Annotated in this window: 15 protein-coding genes; 8 read left to right on the plus strand and 7 right to left on the minus strand. The window is 67.3% G+C overall.

Going from position 1 to position 15,558, the window contains the following annotated elements; all coding sequences use genetic code 11:
* The first annotated feature begins 47 nt into the window (after positions 1–47).
* Positions 48–1,679 (plus strand): acyl-CoA synthetase, encoded by a 1,632-nt coding sequence (locus tag PWF70_RS03845; protein WP_006358427.1) that lies wholly within the window; start codon positions 48–50, stop codon positions 1,677–1,679.
* Between the two features lie 8 nt (positions 1,680–1,687).
* Here the strand turns inward: PWF70_RS03845 and PWF70_RS03850 are convergent, their stop codons facing one another.
* Positions 1,688–2,953, minus strand: a complete 1,266-nt coding sequence (locus tag PWF70_RS03850) for an ArsB/NhaD family transporter (protein WP_006358428.1) — start codon at positions 2,951–2,953, stop codon at positions 1,688–1,690.
* A gap of 17 nt (positions 2,954–2,970) precedes the next feature.
* Positions 2,971–4,641: an MFS transporter gene (locus PWF70_RS03855; RefSeq protein ID WP_042376217.1), complete on the minus strand. Its 1,671-nt coding sequence runs from the start codon at positions 4,639–4,641 to the stop codon at positions 2,971–2,973.
* Between the two features lie 192 nt (positions 4,642–4,833).
* Between PWF70_RS03855 and PWF70_RS03860 the strand changes: the two genes are divergently transcribed.
* Positions 4,834–5,031 (plus strand): hypothetical protein, encoded by a 198-nt coding sequence (locus tag PWF70_RS03860; RefSeq protein WP_035751909.1) that lies wholly within the window; start codon positions 4,834–4,836, stop codon positions 5,029–5,031.
* 25 nt (positions 5,032–5,056) lie between these two features.
* On the opposite strand, the gene PWF70_RS03865 is transcribed toward PWF70_RS03860, so the two are convergent.
* From PWF70_RS03865 to kstD, 3 genes are all read right to left on the minus strand, one after another.
* Positions 5,057–5,488: a DUF6918 family protein gene (locus tag PWF70_RS03865; protein ID WP_035751907.1), complete on the minus strand. Its 432-nt coding sequence runs from the start codon at positions 5,486–5,488 to the stop codon at positions 5,057–5,059.
* A gap of 95 nt (positions 5,489–5,583) precedes the next feature.
* Positions 5,584–6,444: an enoyl-CoA hydratase ChsH3 gene (gene chsH3, locus PWF70_RS03870; RefSeq protein WP_042376215.1), complete on the minus strand. Its 861-nt coding sequence runs from the start codon at positions 6,442–6,444 to the stop codon at positions 5,584–5,586.
* A gap of 3 nt (positions 6,445–6,447) precedes the next feature.
* Positions 6,448–8,181 carry a 3-oxosteroid 1-dehydrogenase gene (gene kstD / locus PWF70_RS03875; RefSeq protein WP_035751903.1) on the minus strand — a complete coding sequence of 578 codons (1,734 nt, stop codon included), beginning with the start codon at positions 8,179–8,181 and terminating at the stop codon, positions 6,448–6,450.
* Between the two features lie 254 nt (positions 8,182–8,435).
* Here kstD and PWF70_RS03880 point away from each other — a divergent pair, with 254 nt between their 5' ends.
* The 6 genes from PWF70_RS03880 (at position 8,436) to PWF70_RS03905 (ending at position 13,917) form a co-directional block, all read left to right on the plus strand.
* The gene (locus tag PWF70_RS03880; RefSeq protein WP_035751902.1) at positions 8,436–8,954 is read left to right on the plus strand and encodes a nuclear transport factor 2 family protein; all 519 of its coding nucleotides are present in this window, start codon (positions 8,436–8,438) and stop codon (positions 8,952–8,954) included.
* A 167-nt stretch (positions 8,955–9,121) separates the two neighbouring features.
* On the plus strand, positions 9,122–10,069 hold the full coding sequence (locus PWF70_RS03885; protein WP_035751900.1) for an SMP-30/gluconolactonase/LRE family protein: 948 nt from the start codon (positions 9,122–9,124) through the stop codon (positions 10,067–10,069).
* Positions 10,070–10,113: 44 nt separating this feature from the next.
* Complete coding sequence (locus tag PWF70_RS03890) at positions 10,114–11,019, plus strand: SDR family NAD(P)-dependent oxidoreductase (protein ID WP_035751898.1); 906 nt, start codon at positions 10,114–10,116, stop codon at positions 11,017–11,019.
* Positions 11,020–11,057: 38 nt separating this feature from the next.
* A complete protein-coding gene (locus PWF70_RS03895; RefSeq protein ID WP_035751895.1) occupies positions 11,058–12,308 on the plus strand; it encodes a cytochrome P450 in 1,251 nt (416 codons plus the stop codon).
* Between the two features lie 9 nt (positions 12,309–12,317).
* A complete protein-coding gene (locus PWF70_RS03900; protein ID WP_035751892.1) occupies positions 12,318–12,635 on the plus strand; it encodes a 2Fe-2S iron-sulfur cluster-binding protein in 318 nt (105 codons plus the stop codon).
* Position 12,636: 1 nt separating this feature from the next.
* Complete coding sequence (locus PWF70_RS03905; protein WP_035751889.1) at positions 12,637–13,917, plus strand: NAD(P)/FAD-dependent oxidoreductase; 1,281 nt, start codon at positions 12,637–12,639, stop codon at positions 13,915–13,917.
* 9 nt (positions 13,918–13,926) lie between these two features.
* Here the strand turns inward: PWF70_RS03905 and PWF70_RS03910 are convergent, their stop codons facing one another.
* Both PWF70_RS03910 and PWF70_RS03915 read right to left on the minus strand, forming a co-directional pair.
* Positions 13,927–14,877: an alpha/beta hydrolase gene (locus tag PWF70_RS03910; RefSeq protein ID WP_035751887.1), complete on the minus strand. Its 951-nt coding sequence runs from the start codon at positions 14,875–14,877 to the stop codon at positions 13,927–13,929.
* On the minus strand, positions 14,874–15,551 hold the full coding sequence (locus PWF70_RS03915) for a GntR family transcriptional regulator (RefSeq protein ID WP_035751883.1): 678 nt from the start codon (positions 15,549–15,551) through the stop codon (positions 14,874–14,876). Before PWF70_RS03915 ends, PWF70_RS03910 begins: the two co-directional genes overlap by 4 nt.
* Positions 15,552–15,558: the final 7 nt, after the last annotated feature.

Genomic DNA, 15,558 nt, shown 5'->3' on the forward strand with positions numbered 1-15,558 from the left:
CAGCCAGTCCAGTGCAACAACTCTCTTGAGAACGAGGAGCGCGCAGAATGAAGTTCAACCTCGCCGATGTCTTCGAGACGGTCGCCGATTCGGTGCCCGAGCGGATCGCGCTCAGCTATCAGGGCCGCCAGATCAGCTACGCCGAACTCGACAAGCTGTCCAACCAGGTGGCACACCTGCTCTCGGGTTCGGGTATCGGCGCCTTCGACAACGTCGCACTGTTCCTCAAGAACAGCGTCGAACACGTCACCAGCCTCCTCGGCCTGCTGAAGGTCCGCGCGGTGCCGGTCAACATCAATTACCGGTACACCAACGCCGAGCTGCAGTACATCTTCGACAACTCCGATTCGCGCGCGATCATCGTCGAACTCCCCGAGCACCAGCGCAGCGTCGCCGCGCTGCTCGCCGAGACGCCTACCGTCCGAACGGTGTTCGTCATCGGTGACGTCGTCGAGGAACTCACCGCGGCCGTCGCAGACCTGCCCGATGGACGCACCGTCGAGATCGTGTCCTTCGCCGAGGCCGACTCCAAGCCGGACAACCGCGACTTCGAGCCACGCAACGGCGAAGAGCTCTACCTGCTCTACACCGGTGGCACCACGGGTTACCCCAAAGGCGTCATGTGGCAGCACGACGACTTCTTCCGCAAGCCGCTCTCGGGTGGCAACCCCTACGGTGATCCCCGCAAAGATCTCGAGGAGATCGGTACGGCGGTCAAGGATTTCCCGTCGATCGCGTTCCTGCTGGCGGCCCCGCTCATGCACGGCGCGGCGTCGTACTCGCTGTTCACCTTCTTCACCCTCGGCGGCCGCCTGGTGATCCAGCGCGACTTCGACCCGGAGGCCATCGTCACCGAGGTCGAGAAGGAGAAGGTCAACATCGTCCTCATCGTCGGCGACGCCATGGGCATGCCGCTGGTCGAGGAGCTGGAGAAGCGGAAGGATTCCGTCGACCTGTCGTCGATGTTCTCCATCACCTCCGGTGGTGCGATCTGGTCGCAGCATGTGCGTGACCGGATGCTCGCGGTGAAGCCGGATCTGGTGCTGCGCGACAACTTCGGCGCGTCCGAGTCGGGCAACGACGGCGAGATCATGATGGACGACAACGGCAACCTGAAGGTGCCGCCGACCGACCGCATGATGGTCGTCGACGAGAGTCTCAACAAGATCGAGCCGGGCTCGGGCGACGTCGGGTACATCGCGCGCATCGGCAACGTTCCCCTCGGCTACTACAAGGACGAGGAGAAGACCGCCAAGACCTTCCCGACGCTGCCGGACGGCACCCGCATCTCGATCCTGGGTGACATGGGCACCGTCGAGGCCGACGGTTCGATCGTGTTCCTCGGCCGCGGCTCGCAATGCATCAACACCGGCGGCGAGAAGGTCTACGCCGAAGAGGTCGAGGCCACCCTGCACGCCCATCCGGCGGTCGCCGACGCGCTGGTCGTCCCGGTCCCCGACGAGAAGTACGGCCAGCGGGTCGCGGCGGTGATCTCACTCGCCGAGGGTGCCGAGGAGCCGTCGCTCGAGGAGATCCAGGAGCACTGCCGCGAGACCCTGGCCCGCTACAAGGTCCCGCGCACCGTCGTGTTCGTCGACGAGGTCAAGCGCACGCCGGCCGGCAAGGCCGACTACCGCTGGGCCAAGGCGGCCGCGGCCAAGGAGAGCGCACCGGTCTGACCCGGCGCTCAGGTGAGCTGCAGGCTCGCCCACAGCGCGAGCGCGGCGACGCCGAGCGTCGCGGGGACGGTGAGCGCGCCGAGCCGCAGGTACTCGCGTGAGGTCGGCGCTGCGACATCGCGGTGCATGATCTCCCGCCACAGCAGGTTGGCCAGCGACCCGAAGTAGGCCAGGTTGGGGCCGATGTTGACGCCGAGCAGCATCGCCATGACCAGTCCCGGGTCGTGGGCCACCAGCGGGATCAGTAGAAGCGTCGCCGGGAGGTTGTTGACGAGGTTCGCCAGAACCGCGGCGAGCACGGCGACCGCCAGGATGCCCAGCAGCGTCGACGACGACGGGATGAGCCCGCCGATCCAGTCGCCGAAGGGGCCGTCGCGCACCGGCAGGATGACGACGCCGAGCGTGGCGACGAAGGCCAGGAACGGCAGGTTCAGCGCGGTGATCGTGGAGCGCAGGGTGGCGATCGGAGAGCGGAGTAGCTCCGGCATGGTGAATCCCACGGCGCCCATCCCGGCGACCGCGGCGAGCGGCACGCCCAACGGTTCGGCGATCACGAAGGCCACCAGCAGCAACGCCAGCCCGACCAGCAGCAGGGTCGGGCGCCGAGCGTGCGGTTGAGGTTCACGGTCAGCTGCTTCGGGTGTGGGACTGCGCAACTCGCCGGCGAAGTACCACCGGAAGATCAGGTATTCGACGAGGATCGCCGCGATCCACGGCGCCAGCATCACGCCGGTGAAACCGAGGAAGCCGAAGCCGGTGGCCGAGAACGCCAGCAGGTTGGTGAGGTTGGAGACCGGCAGCAGCGTCGACGCGGTGTTCGCCAGATGGGCGCTGGAGAAGGCGATCGGGGTCACGCGCGCGCCGATGTGCCGCGCGGTGGCGACGGCGACCGGAGTCAGCAGCACGATCGTCGTGTCGAGGCTCAGGATGGCCGTGGTCACCGCAGCAGCGACGAACACGATACGCAGCAGGCGATGCGGCGAGGACCGGCTCCAACCGGCGAGCACTGTCCCGACCCAGGTGAAGACGCCTTCGCGGGCGCACACGTCCGCGACCACCAGCAGCGCGGCGAGGAAGCCGATGGTCGGGGCCATGGTCATGACCTCGTCGGCCGCGGCCTCGAGGTCCGTCAGACCGAACGCGATGGGCAGTCCGGCCACCGGTGCTGCCACCACGACCACCGGAACACGCTGCGCGGCAAGGGTTGCGATGATCACCACGACGAGGCCGGCGATGCTGACGATGCAGCCGGCGATGCTGTCCACGGTGAGCACCGCAGACAGGTTACGCGTCAGTCGTGCGCGTAGGTGTCGTCGAGGTCGGGATCGGCCTCGAAGTCACCGGTTCGGCTCGTGATGACCGGACCTTCGACGACGCGGCGGGGAGTGATCCACAACAAGACGACGGTGCTGGCGAGCATGATGCCGCCCAGGATCAGCGACGCCTGCTCGAACGGCACGTCGAAGGCGGCCTGGCTGCCCTGGGCGATCTTGTCGGCGAGCTCGCCGGACTGCGCGGACAGATTGTCGACCACGACCCTCGCCTCGGCGAGGGACCGCTCGATGAGCGTGCCGGCCTGTTCGGCCTGGGCGATGGTGGCCTGACCGCCGGTCGGGTCACCCGCGGCCATCTGCTGTTGTCCGGCCGCGGTGAGCTGCTCCCTGGCGAGGTCTGCGGTCTCTCCGATCCGTGCCTTGTAGCCGGCGGCCACCATGGAGCCGGCGATCGCGATGCCGATGGCCGCCCCGATCTCGCGGGCGGTGTCGTTGATCGCCGAACCGACGCCCTGGTTGTCGAGCGGGGTGTTGGACATGATCGCGGTGGTGGCCGGGGCGGAGGCGAGGCCGATGCCGATGGCGATGACCGCCAGAATCCAGGCCAGGGTCCAGTAGTCGTCCACCCGGATCAGGCCCAGCAGTGTCAGGCCGATCCCCGACAGCAGCGCACCGCCGGCGATCACGAATTTGAGTGAATCCAACCGCACCGCGAGCCAATTCGACAGCAGCGAGAAGACGCCCACGCCGGCGACGAACGGCATCAGCGCGACGGCGGACTGCAGTGGCGAGTAGCCGAAGACCAGCTGCAACAGCTGCAGGACGAGGTAGAACATGCCGAACGAGGCGAGGAACTGCACCGCCACCGACAGCGAACCCGATCCGAACGCCCGGTTGCGGAGCAGTCGTACGTCGAAGAGCGGTGAGGCCGAACGCAGTTCGACGACCACGAACAACACGGCGAGCAGGATGCCGCCGATCAGACAGCCCAGGACGAGCAGATCGTCCCACCCGCGGTGCGGCGCCTCCAGGAGCCCGAAGACCACACCCGCGATCGCCAGCACCGAGCACAGCGTGCCCGGGATGTCGAAGCGGCCCGGGTCGGTGTCCTTCGACGTCCCGATGGTGAAGCAGAGCAGCGCCGACACGGCCGACGACGCGGCGAAGGTGATGAAGATCGAATGCCAGGAGAAGAACTCGAGCAGGAGGCCGGTGACGAGGAAACCGGCGATCGCACCGCCTCCGGCGATGGCCGACCAGATGCTGATCCCGACCGCCCGCTGGTCGTCGGGCATCCCGGAGGTGATGAGCGACAACGTCGTCGGCATGATGAGCGCGGCGGCGGCGCCGGCGAGGCAGCGTGTGATGATCAGCTGCTCCGGGCCGTCGACCCAGATCGCGGCCAGTGACGCAATGCTGAACAGCACCAGACCGATGATGAGGATCTCGCGTCGTCCGAAGCGGTCACCGATTGCACCGGCGGGCAACAGCAGCGCGGCGAGGGCCAGGGTGTAACCGTCGACGATCCATGTCATCTGACCGGCGTCGGCGCCGGTGTCGACGGCGATGTCCGGCAGAGCTGTGTTGAGCGCCGCCATGGCGGCGACGACCATGCTCACCGACAGGCAGGCGACGAGGACGAGCCACGCGGAGCGCGCATCCATCCGGAATCCGTTCGGCACTTTCATCTTCCGTCCCCGATTTCGGTGTGTGACTCGTAGGATCGCAGGGTTGCCGTCCGTCGCGTTGCGGTTTCGTTATCGCGACACGCGTGGGGGCTACCACCGCAACGTGGGTAACTTGTGACACATTTATCACTGCAGTACCAGAGGCCGTAACGGTCGAAGTTGGCCCCGGACAATCGAAAGTGGTGAAAGGTCATGGCCTCACCCCACATCGCGTCAAACCCCGTCGCGTCCGCCACTGCAGGTCCCAGTACCGGCGCGGCCCCGATCGCTTCTCCGAACAGTAGCGACGTCTCGCCTGCACGCCTCCACATCTGGCGGGTGCTGTCGATGCTCGCGGCGCTCATCGGCGTCATCGTGACCCTCGTGGTCATCGCGTCGTCGGCGGTGTGACCGCCGACGACGCGTGACCGGGTGACTACCCGGCGTGCTTCTCGATGGCAGTGCCGAGTCGCGGCAGTGCCGCGACCACATGGTTCTTGGCCTTCCCGCGCAGCGAGTTGTAGGCCTTCGCCAATCCGGGCTTGGCCGAATCGGCCTGTGCGTCGGTGACCGCCAGCAGGGCCTCGGCAGCGGCGTCGCCGTTGGCCGAGAGGTGATCGCCGAAGGCGACACCCGCAGGCTTCGAATCCCACAACGGCGCGAGGGCCGTCAGGAAGTCCTCCGCCAGCTGATCCGTGGCGCTGCGCACCACGCCGGGCTTCACCTTCTGGACCGCCGAGTAGGCGGTCTTCACAGCGGCGCCGCTCAGACCCGACTGGTCGGCCACCTCGGCATCGATGACACCGACCAGGTCGGTCACCAGTGCGCTGCGGTTGTCGGCAAGTAGGGGCGTCAGCGAATCGCTCATGCGGTCTCCTCGTGGATATGCGACGTGGTTCACGCGGACCGGTCGTTCCCGGTCCGCGTGTAGAGCGTACTGGCCGCCGCTGACGGGCCGGCGACTCAGTTACGCGCGCACACCACATTGGCGAGGGCCTTCGCGCCCTCCCGTTCGATGACACTCGCGGTGGCCAGGAAACGGGCGCCGTCGTCCCAGACCGCGACCTCGAGGGTCTCGCCGGGGAAGACCACGCCGGCGAAAGATGCCGAGAACTCCGCGACGGCGGCGACGTCGCCGTCGAGCAGTTCGTCGGTGATGGCGCGAGCGACCGTGCCGTAGGTGCACAGCCCGTGCAGAATCGGGCGCGGAAAGCCTGCGCGCGAGGCGAAGTCGGGATCGGAGTGCAGCGGGTTGCGGTCGCCGCACAGCCGGTAGAGCAGCGCCTGGTTGGGCAGCGTCGGGATGCGGAGCCGGTGATCGGGTTCGCGGTCGGGGTACTCGACCTTCTCCGACGTGCCGCGCTCACCGCCGAAGCCGCCCTCGCCCTTGGCGAAGATCGACGACCGTGCGGTCCACAGCGTCTGACCGGCGTCGTCGGTGGTCACCGACTCCTGGACGATGACGGCGGCCGATCCCTTGTCCTGGACCTCGGCGATGCGGGTCCGGGTGGTCGCCTTGCCGGCCGCCGGCAGCGGACGATGAGCGGTGATCTTCTGGCTTCCGTGAACGACCTTGGCGAGGTCGATGTCGACGCCGGGGAAGGAGACCTTCGGCGGCTCGGTGGTGTGGAAACCCGCGGCGACGGTCGCGAAGGTCGGCAGGACCTTGGGCGCCGAATCATGAACGTAGCTCAGCGACTCGGTGTCCATCGGGTCGGCCGCGGCACCCACCGCGAGGTGATAGAGCGCGACATCCGATGCCGACCACTCGAACGAGACCTCGGGCAGTTCCGCTCCGACGGCGACGGTGGGATCGATCGGCATGGTTCAGGCTCCTGTCTGGGACGTCGGGGTGGTGGCCGACGCCTTGGCGGCGATGTCGGCGGCAGCGAGGTAGCCGAAGACGATCGCCGGGCCGATGGTGGCGCCGGGACCGGCGTAGGTGTGGCCCATCACCGGTGCACTGGTGTTGCCCGCGGCGTACAGGCCCTCGATGACCGATCCGTCGGCGCGAAGCGCGCGACCCGCGGCGTCGGCGTTGATGCCGCCCTTGGTGCCGAGGTCGCCGGGGACCATCTTGACCGCGTAGAACGGGCCCTTGCTGACCTCGCCGAGGCTCGGGTTGGGCTTGTTGGTGATGTCACCGTAGTAGTGGTCGTAACCGCTTGCGCCACGGCCGAAATCCTCGTCGACGCCGGCGCGGGCGAAGCCGTTGAATCGCTCGGTGGTGGCGACGAGCGACTCGGCGGGAACGCCGATCTTCTCCGCGAGTGCAGAGATGCTGTCCGCCTTCACGACCACGCCCGACTCATACCACTTCTTCGGGAGCGGCTGTCGCGCATTGATTCCGGCGAAGAGGTAGCGGTTACGGCAGCGCTGATCGAAGATCAGCCACGACGGCACGTTCTCGCCCGGACCCTCGCCGTGACCGAACTCGCCGCCGTACATCTGGTGCACCGCTTCGACATACGGGAGTGACTCGTTCATGTAGCGCTTGCCGCGCAAGTTCACGATGAAGGTGCCGGGGACCGACCGCTCGGACAGCGCGAACCACGGTCCGCGCGGCAGCGGGATCGTCGGACCCCACCAGGCGTCGTCCATGAGGGAGACCGCGGCGCCGATCTTGAGCCCGGCGTTGATGCCGTCGCCGGTGTTGCTGGGTGCACCGGTGGTCCAGTCGGAACCGATCGGTTCGCGCTGGTACTTCTTGCGCATCTCCTCGTTGTGCTCGAAGCCGCCGCAGGCGAGGATCACGCCCTGGCGCGCGTGGATCTCGAACTGCTTGCCCTCGGACTCCGCGATCACGCCGACGACCCGGTCGTCGGCGGTGATGAGGTCGACGAGGCCGGTGTTGAGGCGGACCGGGACCCCGGCCTCGCGCACGCCGATGAGCAGCTCGGCGGCCAGTGCCGCGCCCATCGCGATCAGCTTCTTGCCGCGGCTGCGGGCCCAGAAGAACCGGCTGCCGACCTTCGCCATGCGCAGCGGCCCACGCCAGTGGCGGAGACCGGTGTTGAGCCAGCGGTAGTCGGACTGCAGCACGACCATGTTGAGCGGGGCCTTGGTGTACTGCGGGTGCAGCGTCTTGAGGTCGTCCCCGAGGCGGCGCGCGTCGAACGGCCGCGGCTCGATCGACCGGCCGCCGAGACGACCGCCCGGCGCCTCGGGGTAGTAGTCCGAGTAGTTCTTCACCCACTCGAGGTCGAGGGGTGCGTGCTCCAGCAGGAAGTCGAGGGCCTCGGGTCCGCGATCGATGTAGGCGTCGATGCGGTCGGCCGGGGCGTGCTCGCCGATGATCGCGTGCACGTACTCGCGGGCCTTCTCCGGCGTATCGCTGACGCCGTCGCGCTTCAGCACCGAGTTGTTGGGGATCCACACGCCGCCGCCGGACCGGGAGGTCGAACCTCCCCAGTAGGGCGACTTCTCGATCAGGACGGTCTTGAGGCCCTTGCGGGCCGCGGTGATCGCGGCGGCCAGACCGGCACCACCGGCGCCGACGACGATGACGTCATAGGTCTCGGGTTCGGTGCTGGTCTGTGGTTGATCGGACGAGCCGGCCATGGGGTCCCCTTCGTGCGCGCAGCTGTAACGTGTTCTACCTGAATTAGAACACGTTACAGAAACGTGCCGCCAGGGTCAGTCGCCTCATTCCCGCGAAACCGTCAGGACGAGGCGCTGACCTGCACGGTCATGACGACCGGCTTTCCGCTGGATGGGAGTAGCGTCGCGCTCAGGGTGGCCCGGGATCGCTCCGACCTCCCGCTGAGCGGAAGCGGTCCCATTCCTACCGCGGCGGCCGGGCCTAGCGTGCCGGCATGGCACACAACACATGGTCCAGGCAGGAACTCGAAGAGGCATACCAGCGGTGGTTCATCACCATCAACCGCGCCGGGTCGGGGGAGGGGAGCTGGCGGGACTTTCTCGACCTGTTCACCGATGACGTCGTCTATCACGAGCAGATGGCGGGTGAGCTGAAGGGCAAGGAAGGGATCTGGGCGTGGGCCGAACCCAGCCTGGCGCAGTTCCCGGGCTCGCACACCGAGAGCTTTCCCGAGCACTGGCATGTCATCGACGAGACCAACGGGACCATCGTCGCCCGCCTCGACAACGTGATGAGCGATCCCGGTGACGGGAGCCGATTCGCGGCGCCGCACATCAGCGTCCTCGACTACGCCGGTGACGGGAAGTTCTCCCAGCAGCGGGACGTCTACGACGTGACGACCTTCCTCGACCTCATCAAGGCGTGGGGGCGTCGTGCGATGGAGCTGGGAACCTTCGACGCGGAGCAGCGGGCGTGGTTTGCCGCGGTGTACCCGGAGACCGTCCCCGGCTGACCGTTCAGGTGGGGGTCCACTGAATGGGAAGGTCCCGACCACTCGGCCGCCGAGCACTTAACGTACCTCTGTACGCGGCCCTGTGATCCAGCTCACGACCATTCTGGGCCGTCTTCCCCGTTGTCGCACAACACAACTCAGCCTCTCACGCTTCGGAAGGTTCACCGATGACCACTCCTGTCGACACCGTCGCAGCGGCCGTAGCCGCCGCGGACGCACCCACATTCGAGGCCCGCAAGATCGCGTCCGGGTTCTCCTGGCCGGAATGTCCGCGCTGGCACGACGGAGCACTGTGGTTCTCGGACATGTACACCGGGACGCTCAAGACCCTGGACGCCGACGGCAATGCGACCGTGGTCGTCGACGCAAACGGACGCGCCGCGGACACCGATGCCCCCATCACCCTCGGCGGGTTCGGTTGGCTGCCCGACGGTCGGCTGATCGTCAACTCGATGCACGAGCAGAAGGTTCTCGTCCACGGCGGCAACGGGATCGACGATCTCACCGTCTACGCCGATGTCGGCGAGTTCGCGATCAAGGCCGTCAACGACATGGTCGTCGACGCCGATGGTCGTGCCTACATCACCCAGCTCGGCTTCGACATCTTCCACGGCGAGACCCCGATCACCTCGGCGCTGATCATCGTGGAGCCCGACGGTACTGCACACGTCCCGGCCGGCATACCGGAGCTGAACTGCGGCAACGGCATCGGGATCAGTTCGGACGGCTCGAAGCTCTTCGTCGCCGAGGTGATGGCGCAGAAGATCACCGTGATCGACCGTGCCGCCGACGGAACACTCTCCAACGCGCAAGATTTCGCCACCTGTCCGTTCATGCCGGACGGCATCGGCCTGGACGAGGAGGGCGGGGTCTGGGCGGCAATGCCCGGTGGCGGATACGTGGCCAGGTTCACCGAAGAGGGCTTGACGGACGCGGTGCCGATGCCGCTCGAAGGCGGCATCGCATCGGCCTGCCTGCTCGGCGGACCCGATCGCAGCACTCTCTACATGACGGTCGGTTACGAGGTCTTCGACTTCGAGAAGTCCGCGCGCGAAGCACTCGGCGGGATCTGGGTCGCCGACGTCAAGCACCACGGCGGCCAGACGCGCCCCTGAGCCCCGACCACCCATCTGTTTCGAACCGATTCGAGGACGACACCATGACAGCACCACTCGACTTCACCGATCGCGTCGTGATCGTGACCGGCGCGGGCCGCGGTATCGGCCGCGCACACGCCCTTCTCCTGGCTTCGCGCGGCGCATCGGTCGTGGTCGGCGACCTGGGCTCGACCACCGACGGCTCCGGCGTCGAGTCGGGCGATCCGGCTGCCGACGTCGCCGCGGAGATCACCTCCGCCGGCGGCAAGGCGGTCGCGGTCGCCTCCGACATCACCACCGACGAGGGCGCGCTGGCTCTTGTCGACGCCGCGATCTCGAACTTCGGTCGGATCGACGCGGTCATCAACAACGCGGGCATCGTGCGGGCAGCGCCCTTCCGAGAGGTGCCCGACGCCGAGTACCAGCGACACCTCGACGTCCACTTCCTGGGTCCGATGCGCCTTCTCCGTGCCGCGTGGCCCCATCTGCTCGAGTCGCCGGCACCCCGCGTGGTCAACACGATCTCGCAGGCGATGCTCGGCAACCCCGGGATGGCCCACTACGGCGGCTCGAAGGGCGCGCTGTTCGGCCTGACCCGTAATCTCGCGCTCGAGGGCCTCGAGGCGGGCGTGAAGGTCAACGCCATCGCACCGGGTGCGGGTACCCGCATGGCCGAAGCGGCCGCCGACACGTTGTCGCCGGAGATCATGGAGTACATGCGGACTCAGCTCCGGCCGGAGCACGTCGCGCCTGTCGCGGCGTTTCTCGTCCATCCGTCCTGCGAGGTCACCGGCGAGGTGTTCAACGTCGCGGGCGGGATCGTCAATCGGCTCGCGCTGGTCAACACCACCGGCATCCACGACCCGGCTCTCACCGTCGAGACCGTGGCCGAGCAGTGGGACCAGATCATGTCGATCACGCCGGAGGCGATCCCGCAGGTCGTGGCTCCGGCGCAGATGCCGGTCTGACCCGCCACCGAACGTCCCCACAGCCCTGGAGTCCTGACATGAGTACCGAAACCACCTCCGACACAGCCGAACTGGACGAGGCCTACACGGTGTACCCGTTCTCGCCGGTGTCCCCGTCCGAGGCGGCCCTGCGCTACCAGGCGATCGCCGAAGACCGGCCGATGACCAAGATCACGATGCCCTACGGCGGCGAGGCCTGGATCATCCATCGCAACGCCGTGGCACGAGAGATGCTCGGCGACCCGCGATTCGTCCGCGAGCCCTTCCGTACCGGTGAGCGTGTGGTGCCCTACTTCGTGGAGTTCCCCGACTTCCTCAAGACCACACTGCAATTCGAGGACCCGCCGCAGCACATTAAGCTGCGCAAACTCGTGCAGAAATCGATCTCGCCGAAACGTGTCAAGGCGATGCGCGACTCGGCGGTCGAGTTCGCCAACAAGCTGATCGACGACATGCTCGCCAAGGGCGCGCCGACCAACCTGGTCGACGACTACGCGGTGGCATTGCCGATCCAGATGCTGGCCAACCTCATCGGCGTCCCGCCGGAGGACCGCCCTAAGTTCCAGAAGTGGAGCTCGGCGACGCTCGCGGTCGCGAACATGCCCGAGGAGGAAGCCACCGCCAACATGACCGAACTGGTCATGTACATGCTCGCGCTCATCGAGGAGCGCCGGAAGAATCCGCGCGAGGATCTGCTCAGCGACCTCACCAACGCGCAGGACAAGGACGACACCCTCACCGATGGTGAGATCCTCTCCGTCGCGCTGGTTCTCATCATCGGCGGCTTCGACAACACGGCGAACTTCATCTGTGCCGGGGTCCTGTCGCTTCTACACAACACCGACCAGCTTCGGGTGCTGCTCGAAGACATCGACGGGGTGACACCCACTGCGGTGGAGGAGATCCTGCGGCACGGGCGTTTCGAACTCAACGGCAAAGTCGGCGGGCCCAGCGGACTGGTGCCCTTCGTGGCCACCGAGGACGTCGAGCTCGACGGCCAGCTCGTCCGCAAGGGTGAGGCGATCATGGGCGACCCGGCGTCGGCCAATCACGACGGGTCGGCGATCGAACATGTCGACACCTTCGACATCCGGCGGCAGTCCAACCCTCACCTGACACTGAGTTACGGCATGCACCACTGCCTGGGCGCTCCGCTGGCCCGGATGGAGATGCAGGTCGCCATCGCCGAGCTGTTCCGTCGACTTCCCGACCTGGAGCTCGCCGGCGACCCGCTCATGAACAACGACAACCTGACCCAGCCGATCGTCGACCTCCCGGTCAGCTGGTAGGAGGTCCGCATGCCCAAGGTGTTCTACACACAACCCGACGGGGCGGTGAAGGTGATCGACGGTACGGCGGGAGACTCGGTGATGGCGACCGCGGTGAAGAACGGGGTCAGCGGGATCGTCGGCCAGTGCGGCGGCACGCTGTCGTGCGCGACGTGCCACGTCTACCTGGATCCCGAAGAAGCCCAGCTGTTCCCCGAGATCAGCGAGGACGAGGACGACATGCTCGACTGCACGTCGTCGGACCGCGAGGACACCTCGCGCCTGTCGTGCCAGCTCACCCTGGCCGACACCGACCTCCACGTCACCATCCCCGACGAACAGGTCTGAGGTGACGCCACACAGCGTCGCGGTCGTCGGAGCCTCGCATGCCGCAGTACATCTCGCAGACCGGCTGCGCACGAACGGCTTTGCCGGCCGGATCGCATTGTTCACCGACGAGCCACACGTGCCCTACCATCGGCCGCCGCTCTCGAAGGGACTGCTCAACGGAGCGGTCGACTCAGCGACCCTGGCGCTTCGTGCGGAGTCGTACTTCGACGATCAGTGCATCGATCTGCATCGGGGAACCCACGTCACCGGGGTGCGCCGTACCGGTGACGGTGTGATGGTGGATCTGTCGGACGAGAACAGCAGCCGGAGTGAGCAGTTCGAGCGACTGGTCCTCGCCACGGGCGCCCGCGCGCGGCGCCTCACGCTGCCGGGCGCGGACCATCCCGACGTTCTCGTCCTCCGCGACCTCGACGATGCCGATCTGCTTCGAGATCGGGCCACGGCCGGTCCGGCCGTGGTGATAGGCGGCGGTTTCATCGGGTTGGAGGTCGCCGCCGGTCTCCGTGCCGCGGGTACCGACGTGACGGTCGTCGAGACGGCCGACCGTCTCCTGGCCCGAGCGGTCGGGAAGCACACGGCGTCAGCGCTTCTCCGTGCGCACGAATCGATGGGGACATCCGTCTTGTTGGGCCGGCGACCCGTCGAGATCGTCCACGGCGGCATGGACAACGACGGCGACAACGGCATCGGGCGGGACTTCATCCGCGGCGTTCGCCTCGACGACGGTGGCGTCGTCCCCGCGGCGACGGTGATTGTCGGGATCGGTGCCGAGCCACGGACCGAGCTCGGTGAGATGCTCGGACTGGAGTGCGACGGTGGAATAGTCGTCGACGACAACTGTCTGGCCTCCGACGGATGGACACTCGCGATCGGGGACTGCACGGTCCACGTTTCCGCGAGCGGGCGGCGCTATCGGCTCGAGTCCGTGGACAATGCCACCGAACAGGCCACCGCCGCGGCGGCAGTCCTCCTCGGAACCGAACCACCCGTTCGACCGGCCCCGTGGTTCTGGTCCGACCAGGGGGCGCAGAAGCTCCAGATCGTCGGATTGTCCGGCGGGCACAGCGAAGTCGTGCACCGTACCGATCCGAAGCGGCCTGACCGTCAGGTGTCGTTGTACTTCTCCGACGGTCGACTGGCCGCCGCGGAATGCCTCAACTCACCGGCCGATTTCATGACGTTGCGTACCGCACTGAACCGCGGCCATCGTCCACCCCCGGAAGTGTTCGCGGACGAGAGCGTCCCGATCAAGATGCTCTTGGCGTCCGCACGCACCTGATCGGAGGGGTCAGTCCCGCACCGGGTGCGCGAAACGTGCGGCGACCAGGGCCCCGACTTCGGCGAGCGCCGCACGACCCCGCGCCACCGACGGGGCCTGCATCGCGAACCCGTGTCCCACACCGGGATAGCGCAACTGGGCGGTGGTCACACCGGCCTCTCGGAGACGATCCCCGAACTCTTCGATGCCATCGCGGAGCGGATCACCGTGTCCGACCGCGATGATCGTGGACGGGAGACCGGACAGGTCGGCGGCGAGCGCAGGTGTCCCGTATTCGTCGTCGAGTGAAGCGTCGCTGCCGAGGTAGAGATTCTTCATCCAGTCGATGTCCTCGGCGGTGAGGAACGGGCTGTCACCGAACTCGCGCATCGATGCCCGGTCACGGCGTCGTTCCACGCCGGGGTAGAACAGGACCTGTTGTGCAATGGCCGGGCCCCGCTCATCTCGGCTGCGCAACGCGGTCGCGGCGGCGAGCCCGCCTCCCGCGCTGTCGCCGCCGACACCGATCTTCGCCGGGTCGATGCCGAGGTCGGTTGCGACCCGGTGGGTCCACGCGAGCGCCGTGTACGCGTCGTCGTTGCCTGCGGGATAGGTGTGTTCGGGTGCGAGCCGGTAGTCCACGTTGACGATGACGGCGCCGGTGGCCTCCGCCAGGTCGCGGGCGAGGCGGTCGAAGGAGTTCAGCGACCCCATGATCATCCCGCCGCCGTGATACCAGACCAGCGCTGCCGCACCGGTATCCGGTGCGGTGTGCGGACGATAGATCCGCACCGGGACCGGGGTACCGAGGTCGTCGGCCACGGCGTCGGTGACCGAGGACATGTCCGGGCCGGGCGGGCGGACGATCGATTCCAGACTCTTCCGGATGCCGGCGACACCCTGCTCGCGAACAGGCCTCGCACCCGCGGCGGCCATCCGTTCGACGATGACCGCCAGATCGGGATCCCATGATGACGTCACGGCCGACCTCCACCCAGGATCATCCCCGTGTTGGCCTCGCCGCCGCGCCGGTGTTCGTCCATCAGCTCGACGAGGCGGGTGTTGTCACCCTCGGCCAGGGCGTCGATCATCGCGTCGTGTTCTCCGCACACGCGCTGCCGTCCGGCCGGATCGTACAGATACGCCGCATGATAGGGCATGGCGAGCTTCCAGAGGCGACGCAGTTCGGCGACCACCAGGTGAAGCCCCGAACGCTCGAACATCGCGAAATGAAAGCTCTGGTTCTCGGTACGCATCGAGACGATGTCGCCGTGGTCTGCGGCCTCGGTGATCCGCACCGCGATGGCGCGTACCTCGTCGAGCGCAGCGGCGTCGAACCGGGGGAGCCGGGTGAGGACCTCGCGCTCCAATGCCGAACGCATCAGATAGATCTGGTCGAACTCGCCCTGATCCAACCGGACGACGGTGTATCCGGCATTGTGCTGGTGCCCCACAAGTCCCTGAGCAGTCAGTTCGCGCAGGGCTTCGCGGATCGGCAGCCGGCTCACACCCAGGCGTTCGGCCATCCACTCCTGTCGGATCGGCTGTCCCGGCAGCAGCTCTCCGGTCGCGATCATCCGCTCGATCTCGGCGATGACACGTGTAACCGATCGTGACGGTGCCGGCCCGGATGACGCGGTCGTCGTGCGTCCCATGATGTCT

Origin of the sequence: Gordonia sp. Swx-4 (assembly GCF_030316175.1) — a bacterium.
Lineage (GTDB): Bacteria > Actinomycetota > Actinomycetes > Mycobacteriales > Mycobacteriaceae > Gordonia > Gordonia alkanivorans.

Bases quoted from the DNA above. Each gene is read 5' to 3' on its own strand.
- PWF70_RS03845 (WP_006358427.1), top strand. From the start codon at position 48: ATGAAGTTCAACCTCGCCGATGTCTTCGAGACGGTCGCCGATTCGGTG.
- PWF70_RS03855 (WP_042376217.1), bottom strand. From the start codon at position 4,641: ATGAAAGTGCCGAACGGATTCCGGATGGATGCGCGCTCCGCGTGGCTC.
- PWF70_RS03860 (WP_035751909.1), top strand. From the start codon at position 4,834: ATGGCCTCACCCCACATCGCGTCAAACCCCGTCGCGTCCGCCACTGCA.
- PWF70_RS03865 (WP_035751907.1), bottom strand. From the start codon at position 5,488: ATGAGCGATTCGCTGACGCCCCTACTTGCCGACAACCGCAGCGCACTG.
- chsH3 (WP_042376215.1), bottom strand. From the start codon at position 6,444: ATGCCGATCGATCCCACCGTCGCCGTCGGAGCGGAACTGCCCGAGGTC.
- kstD (WP_035751903.1), bottom strand. From the start codon at position 8,181: ATGGCCGGCTCGTCCGATCAACCACAGACCAGCACCGAACCCGAGACC.
- PWF70_RS03880 (WP_035751902.1), top strand. From the start codon at position 8,436: ATGGCACACAACACATGGTCCAGGCAGGAACTCGAAGAGGCATACCAG.
- PWF70_RS03885 (WP_035751900.1), top strand. From the start codon at position 9,122: ATGACCACTCCTGTCGACACCGTCGCAGCGGCCGTAGCCGCCGCGGAC.
- PWF70_RS03890 (WP_035751898.1), top strand. From the start codon at position 10,114: ATGACAGCACCACTCGACTTCACCGATCGCGTCGTGATCGTGACCGGC.
- PWF70_RS03895 (WP_035751895.1), top strand. From the start codon at position 11,058: ATGAGTACCGAAACCACCTCCGACACAGCCGAACTGGACGAGGCCTAC.
- PWF70_RS03900 (WP_035751892.1), top strand. From the start codon at position 12,318: ATGCCCAAGGTGTTCTACACACAACCCGACGGGGCGGTGAAGGTGATC.
- PWF70_RS03915 (WP_035751883.1), bottom strand. From the start codon at position 15,551: ATGGGACGCACGACGACCGCGTCATCCGGGCCGGCACCGTCACGATCG.